This is a genomic window from Enterobacter cloacae complex sp. 2022EL-00981 (assembly GCF_028737495.1).
Lineage (GTDB): Bacteria > Pseudomonadota > Gammaproteobacteria > Enterobacterales > Enterobacteriaceae > Enterobacter > Enterobacter cloacae.
Window position 1 is genome coordinate 17,968 of the sequence record NZ_JAQZRK010000022.1, and the last position, 13,511, is coordinate 31,478.

The following is a 13,511-nucleotide window of genomic DNA, read 5'->3' on the forward strand; positions in this document are numbered from 1 at the left end:
AACCTCGGCGTTACAACGTTTGCAGCAGGCTCGCTAACTGGCGATTGATCACCTGCTGGTTAAAATCTGCCTCGACTTTTTGTCGGGCATTGTGCAGCACGGGCTCCAGCGCCTGCTGGTCGATATCGCTAAACGCGGCCAGCCGATCGGCCAGGGCCATGGCGTTATTTTCGGGGACCAGCCAGCCGGAATGGTCAGACTTGATCAGCTCCGGGATCCCGCTGTGCAGGGTCGATACCACCGGAATCCCCACCGCCATCGCCTCCATCAGCGCCACCGGTATGCCTTCCATGTCGCCATCGGCGCCGGTAACGGACGGCAGCAGAAACACGTCGGCTTCATCGAGCATGGCCTTCACCTCGTGGCTCGGCTTAAAGCCCGGCATCTCCACGTGCGTTTCCAGCTCATACTGTTCAATAAGCGTACGCAGACGACGCTCCCACGGGCCGATACCGAGTATGCGATAACGGAAATCCACCCCGCGCGCCTTGAGCTGGCGGCAGGCTTCAATCGCCACATGCAGCCCTTTTTTCTCGGTCAGTCGGGCAACAGAGATAATCTGCAGCGGTTTACCCGGCACCTTGACCGGACGTCGGGTAAAGCGCGCCAAATCCACCCCCATCCGCGAGACGGTGATTTTCTCGCCCGGGCAACCCATCTTTTTGAGGCGTCCGGCCCACAGGTCGCTGATGGGCAGCATCATGTCGCCGCGCTGGAACAGCTGCTGATACTCCGGCGTGTAGTGGTTCAGCACTTCACGGCTGGAGATATCAATGCCGTGGAAGATCGTGGCAATCTTCCCGTCAATCACCCCCAGCTCGCGCAGTTTGGCTGCGGTCACCCCTGCCGGGCCAAAGTGGGCGATAAAGACATCAGCGCGGTACGGCTGCGCCGTTTGCCCACAGATGGCCGACAGGATCAGATTGCGCGACTCCGCGCCATAGCGGGAGATGTTCAGCGCTCGCCAGGTCGACGCGCGATGGAGCCCGCGTAAAGTCTGGCTGGCACGGTAGCGCAGCTTGTTCACTTTTCCGGATGGCTCATCCTGCAGCCAGCGGGTTTTCGCCTCCAGCCCATACTGGGTATACGCCGCATGGGTGTTTTGCGTATCGCCCTTTTGCAGGGCGATAATTTCCACGTCATATCCCATATCGATAAACGCGGTGATTTGATTGAGTACAAAGGTTTCAGACGACAGTGGAAATTTCAGTAAGAAGAAACCAACCTTCATTTCCCCTCCCGCACGCGGTCAAGCACAGACTTCACCATCCCCATTCCCTTTTCGCGCTCAGCTTTCACTGCCACGGCCAGGCGCTCATTCACGGCGGGCATTTGCCCAAGGGTGTCGCCCACCATTGCGCCGAGCGAGCCATCCAGCAGATGACGGATATCCACGGCCATTTCCGGCATCCCCAGCTGCTGCATAATCCCGGCAGACTTGTGCTCATAGTTGATGGCAATGGCCGGCGTGCCGAAGTTCATCGAGATGATGGCAGAGTGCAGACGGGTACCCACGGTCAGGTCACAGGCTGAGAGCAGTTTGCCCATCTCCAGATCGTTCAGTTCGTCCATCACCACGTGATACCGGGACGGATCGTTCACCAGATGGCGCAGGTTAAGCGCCACCATGCGATCATCCTTGTTGTAGCTATCGATACCGGTACAGGTGGAGAGCGCCAGCACCTGATAACCGCTGTCCAGCACGCGGTTAACGACCTCGGCAAAGGCCTTCTCGTAGGCGGCCTGAGTCGTACCTAAACGCTTATCAAAAGGTGCCAGCTCGCGCAGGGTAATGGCGACGGTTTTCTGTTTTGCCGCCACGTCCAGCCAGTGCTGCACCGCGTAGCTCGGCTGGAAGCTGTCGTCCTGGTGATCCACCAGCCACGCGGTATCCACGCCGTGCTCGACTTTCGAGGTGTCGATCTCGCTGCGCTTCATCATGTCGAGGCTGACTGACTCACGCAAAATCAGGGCATCGCAGTGGCCAAACACATAGTTTGCCAACTGGTTGAACTGAGGTTCCTGGAATGGCCCGACGCTGTGACCAATCATAAACAGCGGCTTCTTCGCCATAAAGGTACAGAGGGCATGCTCAAACTGCGGCACGCCGTAAAGATCGACAAAGAACGAACCGCCTACCTGAATAATAGCGTCATAGCCGGAAAGCAAACGCACGAAATCGGTAAAGCCCTGCGCGATGGCGATGTTGCGCAACTTGCCGGTGTCGGTTACGCGAGAAAGCAGCACCTGATGCTGGTAGCGGCGACGCAACACTTTCTTCACGCGTCCCATCACGCCCGCAGCGTTATTGTGCTGTTTCATCTGGCTGTAGAGCGGGTCGCCCATCACCGGGCGGTTCAGTAACCAGGATGAGCTGACCGGGTAACGGCTCATCACGTCCACTTCTGTCTCAGACTTAAGGGTGTTAATTGCATCCAGTAAACCGCGCAGGATGGCGCTGTCGCCACGGTTGCCGCAGGTATGGTTGCCAAGAATTAATAATTTCATAATGGCCTCTTAAATAACTAGCCTGCGCGAAGCAGCGTTTTCATTTTTTCGTTACGGCAAAACTGGCGCTTCATCTCCACCACCAGCGCATTGCGTGACAGCACAATCATCACCCCAAACGCCAGCGCGCCCGCGGCAACCTGCACTGCCAGCAGCGCGGCCAGCGGCAAATGGCCCTTCAGGAGCACGCCCAGACCGTAGCTCACCACCAGGGTCGGCAAGGAGAGATAAAACGGCAGCCACAGGCTCAGGATGTACTGACGGTAGCTGGAGCCCAGCACCGGCTTGATCATGATGAAGTAGCTCAGCACGGTGTTGATGATTTGCACCAGCAGAAAGCCCAGCGTGACGCCAATGGCGCCCGCCATGTGTCCGCCGACGATAATTGCCGGAATAAACAGGAAGGTTTTAAATACGTTGAATTTAAAGCTGATATCCACGCGCGCTTTCGCCATCAGCAGGGAGCCAATCGGGTTACCCACGGAGCGCAGCAGCCCCACCACACAGAGCAACTGCAGGATCGGGATGATGCTGTTCCACTTCTCGCCAAATACCAGCGGCACAAAGTTGCTCGACACCACCATCAGACCCAGCAGTACCGGGAAGTTAATAATGCCGACCACGGAGAGCAGCTTGTAGAAGTTGACGCGCAGCTTTTCAGTGTCGTCCTGAATTTTGGCGAACGCCGGGAACAATACGCGGGTGATAATCGGGTTGAGCTTCATCGGCGGGACGACCGCAACGTTGTAGGCCAGGTTATAGCCCCCTGCAACGCTCGCCCCCAGAATGCGCGCCAGCACCAGCGTGGAAAGGTTGGTGTTGACGTAGTTGATGATGCTGTCGGCCGTCAGCCAGGCGCCAAAGCGCAGATTCGAGGAGACGGACGCCAGGGAAAAATGCAGCCCCGGGCGGTAGATCTTGCGGCCAAAGTAACCGAACAGCAGCGTACGCACGGTAGAGTTCACCAGATACCCCAGAATGGCGGTCATGGCCAGCGGCCAGAAATGGGCGCTCACCACCGTGAAGGTAAAGCCCGCCAGCACGGCGCTGGTTTCAATCATGCCGATCTTGTTGAACTCCAGCTCTTTTTGCATCAGCGCGCGGAACTGCTGCCCGTGCGGGATCACCACAAAGGCAAACGACAGCGTGCGCATCAGCGGTGCCAGATCCGGGTTGTGCAGCACGCTGGCGATCACATCGCTCAGCAGGAACACCAGCACAAAAACAAACATCCCCAGCCCCACGTTCAGCCAGTAGAGCGTGGTCAGCTCGAGATGGCTAATCTCTTTGCGCTGGATAATCGAGTTGGCGATACCGAAGTCAGACAGCGTGTCGGCCAGCGCGATAATCACCAGCGAGACGGTCAGCAGACCGAACTGATGATTATCGATAATGCGCGCCAGCACGGTCATCTGCACCAGCCCCAGGCCAATGATGACGATAGTCGCCATCGCTGACCACTTGGCGCCGCTGATGGTTTTTTCACGTAAGCTCATCTTAGTACGCCGCTTTGTTCACGAAACCTTTGAAGATGGTCAGAAAAACAATTTTGATATCGAACCAGAGGCTCCACTCACGGATGTACTCAAGGTCGAATTCAATGCGTTTTTCCATTTTTTCCAGCGTGTCGGTTTCACCGCGCCAGCCGTTGATTTGCGCCCAGCCGGTAATGCCTGGTTTCACTTTATGGCGCAGCATGTAGCCTTCAATCAGCGAACGGTACTGCTCGTTATGGGCAACCGCATGCGGACGTGGCCCGACAATCGACATACCGCCGGTAAAGACGTTGATAAACTGCGGCAGCTCGTCCAGCGAGGTGCGGCGCAGGAAATTCCCCACGCGGGTCACGCGCGGATCGTTCTGCGTAGCCTGCGTCACCACTTTGTCGTTCTCCATCACCTTCATGGAGCGGAATTTCCACACCATAATCGGCTTACCGTCCATGCCGTAGCGCGTCTGACGGAAGATAACTGGCCCGGGAGAGCTCAGCTTCACCGCCAGGGCAATACAGCACAGCACCGGAGAGATCAGCAGAAGGATCAGTGAAGAGAGCACAATGTCTTCCAGGCGTTTGAGAACACGGTTGATACCTGACAGCGGCGTGTCGTACAGCGGCACTACCGGTACACCGTTCACCTCTTCGATACGGGAATGGAGAATGTTGAAGGTAAAGACGTCCGGAATGAGGATCACGGAACAGGTGGTGTCCGCCAGGTCGCGCATCAGTTTCTTAATGCGGGACTCCTCTTTCATCTGCATGGCAATGTAGACGTTGTGAATTTTGCCCGCTTTCGCATCGTCAATAAGCTGATCGTAGTTGCCCGCCCAGTCCGACGGCACGCCACCCGGTTTCGCGTCGTGGTAGATCCCAACCACTTCAAAACCTAACCACGGCTCTTTGCGGAAGCTATCAAGCAGCACCTGGCCCACCGGCAGATCGCCAGCAACGGCGACATAGCGGCGGTTGTAACCACGGTTACGCAACCAGCCCGCGCCAAAGCGGATCAGGGAGCGGCAAACCACCATGCCGACGCTGGTTAACAGATACCAGCACAGATACGTCACCAGACGATTATCAAAATCATGGCTGAACGCCACCAGGCCCGCGCTGAAGATCAGGCTTAAGGTCCAGTTCTGCAGCAACAGCATCAGTTCGGTGGTCATCTTGACGCCACGCCACGAACGATAGAAATCCGTCATCCCGCCGATCATCTGAAACACGACCAGCGCAATCAGTGCCATCAGCAGGTGCATGTATAAGAACGATTGCCCGCTGATCCAACACACCGCCCACAATCCGCCGACCATGATGGTGATATCAGAAAAACGCTGCACCATAGAGATTAACGATGCATTCGTTCTCGCTCGTTCGCGCTTTTTTAGATTCGTCATCGTTGTTCCTGTATTCGGTTTCCCCTCCCACCGGGAGGGGCAAATATTACTGATTCAACAGCGCCAGAATGTCCTTCGTTCGGGCTTCCATCAGCGCGGTGTCGGCGCGGGATTCCACGTTCAGGCGCACCACCGGCTCGGTATTGGACGAGCGCAGGTTAAAGCGCCACTGCGGGAACGCCATGCTGATACCGTCGGTACGGTCAATTTCCAGCGCGTGAATAGCAAAGTGCTGCTCCACGCGGGCAATGGCTTCAGCCGGCTGTGCCAGTTTGCTGTTGATCTCTCCACTTGCCGGGAAGGCCGCCATACGGTCGCGCACCAGCTCGCCCAGGGTCTGACCTTTCAGGCACAGCAGTTCGGTCACCAGCAGCCACGGGATCATCCCGCTGTCGCAGTAGGCAAAATCGCGGAAGTAGTGGTGGGCGCTCATCTCGCCGCCGTAGATGGCGTCTTCTTCGCGCATACGCTCTTTAATAAACGCGTGACCGGTTTTGGACATCACCGGCGTGCCGCCTGCCGCTGACACCACGTCAACGGTGTTCCAGGAGAGACGCGGGTCATGAATGATCTTCGCCCCCGGATTTTTCTCGAGGAACGCTTCCGCCAGCAGGCCGACAATGTAATAGCCCTCGATGAACTGCCCTTTCTCGTCGAACAGGAAGCAGCGGTCGAAATCGCCGTCAAAGGCGATACCCATATCCGCACCGTGTTCAATCACCGCATTGCGGGTGTCGTCGCGGCATTCTGGCAGCAGCGGGTTCGGGATACCGTTCGGGAAGTTGCCATCCGGGGTGTTGTGTACCTTGACGAAGGTCACCGGCACGTTCAGCGCCTTAAAGCGGGCTTCCAGGGCATCCACCACCGGGCCCGCCGCGCCGTTGCCGGAGTTGATGACCAGCTTCAGCGGCTTAAGGTTCGCCACGTTGATGTAACCCAGCAGGTGATCGATGTACTCTTTACGCAGATCGATCTGCTTGTAGCTGCCGCGTGCAGACTCGTTCACCGGCGGGAAGTCGTTGGCTTCCGCCAGACGCTGCACGTCGCGCAGGCCGGTATCGCCGCTGATAGGGCGCGCACCCTTGCGCACCAGCTTCATGCCGTTGTAATCCATCGGGTTATGGCTGGCCGTGACTTCAATCCCGCCGTCCACGCCCAGGTGGAAGGTGGCAAAATAGATCTCTTCGGTACCGGAAAGGCCGATATCCAGCACGTCCACGCCCGCGTCCTGCAGCCCTTTCGCCAGCGCCAGCTTCAGGGATTCGCTGGTCAGACGCACGTCACCGCCCAGCACGATAGTTTTCGGTTTCAGGTATTCGCCGTACGCGCGACCGATGCGCCACGCAATGTCTTCATTCAGCTCTTCGCCCAGCTTGCCGCGAATATCGTAGGCTTTAAAACAGGTTAACTTTTCCATCATGACCCCTTTTTCAGGCAACAGTTGGCCCGCCCAATTAACAGGCAAAATATTTTTTATTCATTCGTAGGCCCGGTAAGCACAGCGCCACCGGGCATGATGCGAAGTGGTTACACCCGACCGTAGCGGTCCTGGAAACGGACAATATCGTCCTCTTCCAGATACGCGCCGGAGCGCACTTCAATTAAATCGAGAGGTATCTTCCCTGGGTTTTCCAGACAGTGTGTCGCCCCCAGCGGAATATAAATTGACTCGTTTTCACCGAGCAGTTTCACTTCACCGTCGATGGTCACTTTGGCGGTACCCGCCACCACCACCCAGTGCTCGGCACGATGGTGATGCATCTGTACCGACAGGCCTTCGCCCGGCTTCACGGTAATGCGCTTCACCTGGTAACGTTCGCCCGCATCGATGGAGTCGTATTTGCCCCACGGCCGGTACACTTCGCGGTGAATATGGTGCTCGTGGCGACCGTCGGCTTTGATCTTCTCTACCACCTTTTTAACGTCCTGCACGGCGTTACGGTCGGCAATCAGCACGGCGTCTTTGGTCTGGACGACCACCAGATCCTTCACCCCCACCGTGGTCACGAGGCCGGATTCGGCGTAGACGTAGCTGTTCTCGGTTTTGTGGCTAATCACATCACCGTGATGGACGTTACCCTCCGGGGTATGCGCGCTGATCTCCCACAGGGAGGACCAGGAGCCAACATCGCTCCAGCCTGCATCCATCGGCACCACCACCGCATCCGCCGTGCGCTCCATCACCGCATAGTCAATGGACTCTTCCGGGCAGGCGAGGAAAGCGGCTTCGTCGACGCGAATAAAGTCGAGATCCGGATCCACCACGTTCATGGCTTTTTCGCAGGCGCTCAGGATATCCGGACGATACTTTTGCAGTTCTTCCAGATAGCGACCGGCGCGGAACAGGAACATACCGCTGTTCCAGTAGTATTCACCGCTGGCAACGTAGGCCTGCGCGGTTTCCAGATTCGGTTTCTCAACGAACTGCGCCACGTCAAACGCCACGCTGTCGCCTTCGCCCGGCGTCACGCTGCCGCGGCGGATATAGCCATAGCCGGTTTCTGGCAGATCCGGCACGATGCCGAAGGTCACCAGCTTGCCGCTTTCTGCGTAAGGAATGGCCGCCCGCACTGCGTCGCGGAACGCCTCTTCCTGCTGAATGACGTGGTCTGCCGCCAGGACCAGCATCAGCGGATCGCAATCCGGGCTGCTGCGTTTTGCCGCCAGCGCCGCCAGGGCAATGGCTGGGGCGGTATTTCGTCCGGCAGGCTCCAGAATGATGTTTTCTGTGAGTTTGTTCAGCTGGCGCAGCTGCTCGGCAACAATAAAGCGGTGCTGTTCGTTACAAATCACCACCGGGCTTTCACACTCCACACCCTGCAGACGGTTAACCGTCGTTTGCAGCATGGTGAGATCCCCTTTCAGGCAGAGGAACTGTTTTGGATAGAGCACGCGGGACAGCGGCCACAACCGGCTACCAGAGCCACCTGCCATCACAACCGGATACAACGTGGTTTGACTCATGATTTATCCCCGTATATCTGCAATAAATTGGCTCAGCACGTTCTCTTTCTCGAGCGTGCGTTCGGCATATTCACGTGCCACCGTGTTCACTTTTGGCATGGCGAGTGCCTGTTCAATTCCGGTCACCAGCGCCGGAACCGATTCCGGCTCCACGCAAACGGCGATCCCTGGGTAGCTGTCACACAGCTGGCCTAATTCGGTTTCGGCTTCTGCCGTGATCACGGCGTTCCCGCCCACGGCCAGAATGTTGGTCAGCTTGGACGGCAGCACCGCATCCGCCGCGCCGCGCTTTTGCACCACCAGATGGCAGTCACCCATCTTCAGCAGCGCAGGCAGCGCCTCGTAAGACTGAAGCGGGAAGAATTTCACGTTAGTCAGGCCGCGTTCACTGGCCATCTTCTCCAGACGCGCTTTTCCGCCGCCCTGACCGACAATCACAAACATCCACGGATGTTCGCTAAGCTGTTGAGCCGCCTCGATAACGTTCTCCAGCCCCTGCTTTTCGCCGATATTGCCTGAATAAAGAATGATTTTTTGGTCATCAGGCAAACCGAGCTCTGCGCGAAGCGCCTGCGCGTCGTGTTCTGTTACGTCACGGAAACGGGCCACTTCGGACCAGTTCGGGAAAAAGATCACCTTTTCCGGCGCGACGCCCTTCTCCTGCGCTTTGTTCATCATCGAGCGCGAGATGGTGGAGACATAATCCACGTTATGCAGACCGCTGCGCTCAAAAGCGCTGGCGAGTTTCGCCACTTTGCCGCCCTTGCCTTTACCTGCCATCCCCAGGCCCAGCATGGCGTCGACTTCATAATCCTGAATGTGCAGCAACGTGCGCGCTCCGGAGAGCTTGCCCAGCAGCCGCATGCCCGGCGTGCAGAACAGCGTCGGTACCACGCCAATGATGCGATCCGGCTTCCAGCGACGCTGCGCCATCAGCGGGAAGAAACTGCTCAGGGCAAAGCTGCCCAGATGAATTAAACGTTTCAGCGTCGAGGGCTGCTTCGGCACGTACAGCGGGCAACGCCAGACGGTCGCAGCGCCCTCTTCGCGGCGATAGCGCCAGCTGGAGTAGCGCTCGCCCACTTTCCATTCCGGGTAGTACGGCGGCGCGGTAATGACCCGCACGTCATGTCCCTGGCTCGCCATCCACTCGACCATCTCGCCGGTGTATTTCCCGATACCGGTCAATTCCGGCGAGTAGTTGATTCCATATACGAGGATCTTCATAGTCCCGGCACCTCAGACTGACGATCGGCCAGGAAATAGGCACGACTGTTGTCATGCACATTGTCGCTGGCCAGCAGCGCCTCTGGCGTCTGCCAGCGGTAGTCGTCGTGCTGAGAATCAGGCAGACGCAGGTCTGCCTCACTCACCTTCAGGCGGAACCCCAGCACGATGTAGTGCGTGGTGAAGCCGGTACCTGAAAAGTTATCGTCATAGAAGTGCTGCCAGACCCCGTAAAACTGGCCTGCTGCCATCGGCAGTTGCAGGCCCAGTTCCGCCAGAGTGAGACGCTCAAACGCGTTGGCCAGCGTCTCATCCTTCTGCACGCGCCCGCCGGGCACGAACCAGAAGCCCTGAGCAGGACGATTGGTTCGTTTCCCCAGCAAGAACTCGCCGCGTTCGTTCTCCACGATCAAATCAATTGAGATGAGCGGAGTGGAGCGCACTACCGTGGCAAAATCTTCCTGACTTAAAAACATTGTTACCCCCGGAAGCGGTGCTGGTTTTCCAGGAACCACTGGTAGGTACTTGCCAGCCCTTGTTCCAGCGACACCTCGTGATACCAGCCCAGCTGATGCAGACGGGTGACGTCCAGCAGTTTGCGCGGCGTGCCGTCCGGTTTGGTGGCGTCAAACACCACGCGGCCCTTGTAGCCCACCACCTGAGCAATGGTCTGCGCCAGCTCGCGAATGGTGCAATCCACGCCAGTGCCAACGTTGATGTGCGACAGCATCGGCTCGGTGTTCTCCTGCCACACCTCGCGATCCAGCTCCATCACGTGAATGCTGGCGGCAGCCATGTCGTCCACGTGCAGGAATTCGCGCATCGGCGTGCCGCTGCCCCACACCACCACATCCGGTGCGTTCTCGGCGGTCGCCTCGTGGAAACGACGCAGCAGCGCCGGGATCACGTGCGAGTTGCTCGGGTGGAAGTTATCGTGCGGCCCGTACAGGTTGGTCGGCATCACCGAGCGATAGTCACGGTTGTACTGACGGTTGTAGGACTCGCACAGCTTGATCCCGGCAATTTTGGCAATGGCGTACGGCTCGTTGGTTGCTTCCAGCGTCCCCTGCAGCAGTTCGCTCTCGGCGATCGGCTGTTTCGCCATTTTCGGGTAGATACAGGATGAGCCGAGGAACAACAGCTTGTTCACGTTGTGCAGATGCGCCGCGTGAATGATGTTGCTCTCAATCATCATGTTCTCGTAGATGAAATCTGCCGGGTAAGTGTTGTTAGCGACAATGCCGCCCACTTTTGCCGCCGCCAGATACACCTGATCGATACGTTCATTGGCAAAGAAGTCCTGTACCGCACGGCTATCGAGCAGATTCAGCTCGTCGCGGGTACGGACAACCACTTCCACGTCACCGCGCTGCTCCAGCTGTCGAACAATCGCGGAACCCACCATTCCGCGATGACCGGCGACAAAAATACGTTGTTTTGTCATTCTCAGGACTCCAGCGCGATGGCAACCTCGTAGCCATGAGATTTGAGCAGGGAGTGTTTTTTCGCTGCTTCAAGATCTTTGGCTACCATCTCAGAGACCATCTCCTGCAGAGTGGTTTCTGGTTTCCAGCCCAGTTTCTCGTGCGCTTTGGTTGGGTCGCCCAGCAGGGTTTCCACTTCCGCAGGACGGAAGTAACGCGGGTCAACCTGCACAATCACATCACCTGGTTTCACGCCCGGTGCGTCATGGCCGGTCACAGAGACAACGATCCCCTTCTCTTCCACCCCAGTGCCTTCGAAGCGAAGTTTGATACCCAGCTGTGCGGCAGCCATTTCCACGAATTGACGGACGGAGTACTGCACGCCGGTCGCAATCACGAAATCTTCTGGCTGCTCCTGCTGCAGCATCATCCACTGCATCTTCACGTAGTCTTTGGCATGGCCCCAGTCACGCAGGGAGTCCATGTTGCCGAGGTGCAGGCAGGATTCCAGACCCTGAGCGATGTTGGCGATAGCGCGGGTAATTTTACGGGTCACGAAGGTTTCGCCACGACGTGGGGATTCGTGGTTAAACAGAATGCCGTTACAGGCGTACATGCCGTATGATTCACGGTAGTTTACGGTGATCCAGTAGGCATACAGTTTGGCTACCGCGTAAGGAGAACGTGGGTAGAACGGGGTGGTCTCTTTCTGCGGGATTTCCTGCACCAGACCGTACAGTTCAGAGGTGGATGCCTGGTAGAAACGGGTTTTCTTCTCAAGGCCGAGGAAACGAATCGCTTCCAGCAGACGCAGCGTACCCATGGCATCAACGTCAGCGGTGTATTCCGGGGATTCGAAAGAAACCGCTACGTGGCTCATCGCGCCCAGGTTGTAAACTTCATCCGGCTGTACTTCCTGCAGGATGCGGGTCAGGTTGGAGGTATCGGTCAGGTCGCCGTAGTGCAGATGGAATTTCGGATTCGCCGCATGCGGATCCTGGTAAATATGATCCACACGTTCCGTGTTGAAAGAAGAAGCACGACGCTTAATACCGTGAACTTCATAACCTTTTTCCAGCAGTAACTCTGCCAGGTAAGAACCATCCTGCCCGGTAACGCCGGTGATGAGAGCGACTTTAGACATGTTTATATTCCTCTACTTATGAATTTAATCAGTTTCAACGCGTTCGCGTATCACCACTGCGGGGTTGCCACGGCAAATTTTATTTGCCGGTAGCGATTTAAAAACGCTGCTGCGGGCACCGACTACCGTGCCATCGCCAACAGAAACACCAGGTGCAACAAATACATCTGTTGCCAGCCAGCATTTTTCGCCAATCACAATTGGCGAAGCGGTAATATCAAAATGCTGACTCATAAAATCGTGGCTGCCGGTACACAAATAACACTTCTGTGACACCACTGCGTTTGCACCAATCGTGATATCGCCAAGGGTATATAACACGGCGTCATCCCCTACCCAGGCGTAATCGCCAAGCGTTAATTTCCAGGGGTAAGTAATTTTTACCGATGGACGAATGACTACGTTTTTTCCGATTTTTGCGCCAAACAGACGCAATAAAAAGGCACGCCAGCGATACAGTATTTGCGGTGACCAGGCAAATAAGGTGGCCTGAACGGCCCACCATAACTGCACTTTAATTCCGTTCCCGCCCCGAAAACCTTTCGGCACGGTGAACCCGTTAAGATCCTGCATTACATTTCCTTATATTCAGGCTTTGTTATATAAGGTTTTCGTTTTACCCGTGGTGCGCAGGCGGAATAAATAAGACAATTCCGCCCAGAATGCAGGCACGCGTAATATCTTACGCTGTACGTTTTTTGCATCCTGGCACAATTCCAGATTATTCGAGGTGGATACACCGCCCATTGAAAATTCAGACACCAGCCCTTTAATTCGACGGAACGGGTAGCCTGATTTATACAGACTGGCGGCCAGGGCATAATCTGATGACACTTTATACTGCAGATCGTAAGGCTGTTTTTTCAGACCTTTTACCGGGAAGAAAATGGCCTGATGGCTTGCCGGTAAACTGTGATAGATATACCAGCCGGGTTTCGCGCTGCGGCAAATTTTATGCCCGTCGCCAAAATCGAGCAGCGCATCGCCAATATACATCGCGTCATCTTTCTGGCGCGCCAGCTGACGGGCAAATTGCGCCACATCGTCATGGAACACATCGCCCGAGTTAAGGAAGATGGCATAACGGCCTTGCGCCATGTTAATGCCTTTGTTCATCGCATCGTAGATGCCTTTATCTTTCTCGCTAACGAAGCGTAAGTTGAACTCACCGTTGAGTTTTTCCAGAAACTCCGCCGTGCCATCGTTCGAGCCGCCATCGACCACGATCCACTCAAAGCTGAGACTCGGATCGCGCGCCAGGTTGCGCAGCGAGCGCCAGGTTTTTACCACCCCTTCGTAATTACGAAAGGCAACAGTAATGACGCTTAGAAACATAAATCACCTCATTTCGT

At 56.5% G+C, this 13,511-nt stretch carries 12 protein-coding genes; all 12 read right to left on the bottom strand.

The window, feature by feature from the left end; all coding sequences use genetic code 11:
* Positions 1-10: 10 nt before the first annotated feature.
* The gene (gene wcaL, locus PUZ33_RS17570) at positions 11-1,231 is read right to left on the bottom strand and encodes a colanic acid biosynthesis glycosyltransferase WcaL (protein WP_020690194.1); all 1,221 of its coding nucleotides are present in this window, start codon (positions 1,229-1,231) and stop codon (positions 11-13) included.
* Positions 1,228-2,508 carry a colanic acid biosynthesis pyruvyl transferase WcaK gene (gene wcaK / locus PUZ33_RS17575; RefSeq protein ID WP_062676686.1) on the bottom strand — a complete coding sequence of 427 codons (1,281 nt, stop codon included), beginning with the start codon at positions 2,506-2,508 and terminating at the stop codon, positions 1,228-1,230. The genes wcaL and wcaK overlap by 4 nt, the downstream gene beginning before the upstream one ends.
* A 17-nt stretch (positions 2,509-2,525) precedes the next feature.
* The gene (gene wzxC / locus PUZ33_RS17580) at positions 2,526-4,004 is read right to left on the bottom strand and encodes a colanic acid undecaprenyl disphosphate flippase WzxC (protein WP_058681412.1); all 1,479 of its coding nucleotides are present in this window, start codon (positions 4,002-4,004) and stop codon (positions 2,526-2,528) included.
* Position 4,005: 1 nt separating this feature from the next.
* Positions 4,006-5,400 carry an undecaprenyl-phosphate glucose phosphotransferase gene (wcaJ, locus tag PUZ33_RS17585; RefSeq protein ID WP_014832616.1) on the bottom strand — a complete coding sequence of 465 codons (1,395 nt, stop codon included), beginning with the start codon at positions 5,398-5,400 and terminating at the stop codon, positions 4,006-4,008.
* Positions 5,401-5,446: 46 nt separating this feature from the next.
* A complete protein-coding gene (cpsG, locus tag PUZ33_RS17590) occupies positions 5,447-6,817 on the bottom strand; it encodes a colanic acid biosynthesis phosphomannomutase CpsG (RefSeq protein WP_013097871.1) in 1,371 nt (456 codons plus the stop codon).
* A 110-nt stretch (positions 6,818-6,927) separates the two neighbouring features.
* On the bottom strand, positions 6,928-8,364 hold the full coding sequence (gene cpsB / locus PUZ33_RS17595) for a mannose-1-phosphate guanyltransferase (RefSeq protein ID WP_000084309.1): 1,437 nt from the start codon (positions 8,362-8,364) through the stop codon (positions 6,928-6,930).
* Positions 8,365-8,367: 3 nt separating this feature from the next.
* Complete coding sequence (gene wcaI, locus PUZ33_RS17600; RefSeq protein ID WP_013097872.1) at positions 8,368-9,591, bottom strand: colanic acid biosynthesis fucosyltransferase WcaI; 1,224 nt, start codon at positions 9,589-9,591, stop codon at positions 8,368-8,370.
* Complete coding sequence (locus PUZ33_RS17605) at positions 9,588-10,067, bottom strand: GDP-mannose mannosyl hydrolase (RefSeq protein WP_013097873.1); 480 nt, start codon at positions 10,065-10,067, stop codon at positions 9,588-9,590. Before PUZ33_RS17605 ends, wcaI begins: the two co-directional genes overlap by 4 nt.
* 2 nt (positions 10,068-10,069) lie before the next feature.
* Positions 10,070-11,035, bottom strand: a complete 966-nt coding sequence (gene fcl / locus PUZ33_RS17610; RefSeq protein ID WP_013097874.1) for a GDP-L-fucose synthase — start codon at positions 11,033-11,035, stop codon at positions 10,070-10,072.
* A gap of 2 nt (positions 11,036-11,037) precedes the next feature.
* A complete protein-coding gene (gene gmd, locus PUZ33_RS17615; RefSeq protein WP_003863514.1) occupies positions 11,038-12,159 on the bottom strand; it encodes a GDP-mannose 4,6-dehydratase in 1,122 nt (373 codons plus the stop codon).
* A gap of 24 nt (positions 12,160-12,183) precedes the next feature.
* Positions 12,184-12,732: a colanic acid biosynthesis acetyltransferase WcaF gene (wcaF, locus tag PUZ33_RS17620; RefSeq protein ID WP_013097875.1), complete on the bottom strand. Its 549-nt coding sequence runs from the start codon at positions 12,730-12,732 to the stop codon at positions 12,184-12,186.
* A 15-nt stretch (positions 12,733-12,747) separates the two neighbouring features.
* Positions 12,748-13,494 (bottom strand): colanic acid biosynthesis glycosyltransferase WcaE, encoded by a 747-nt coding sequence (gene wcaE, locus PUZ33_RS17625; RefSeq protein WP_013097876.1) that lies wholly within the window; start codon positions 13,492-13,494, stop codon positions 12,748-12,750.
* Positions 13,495-13,511: the final 17 nt, after the last annotated feature.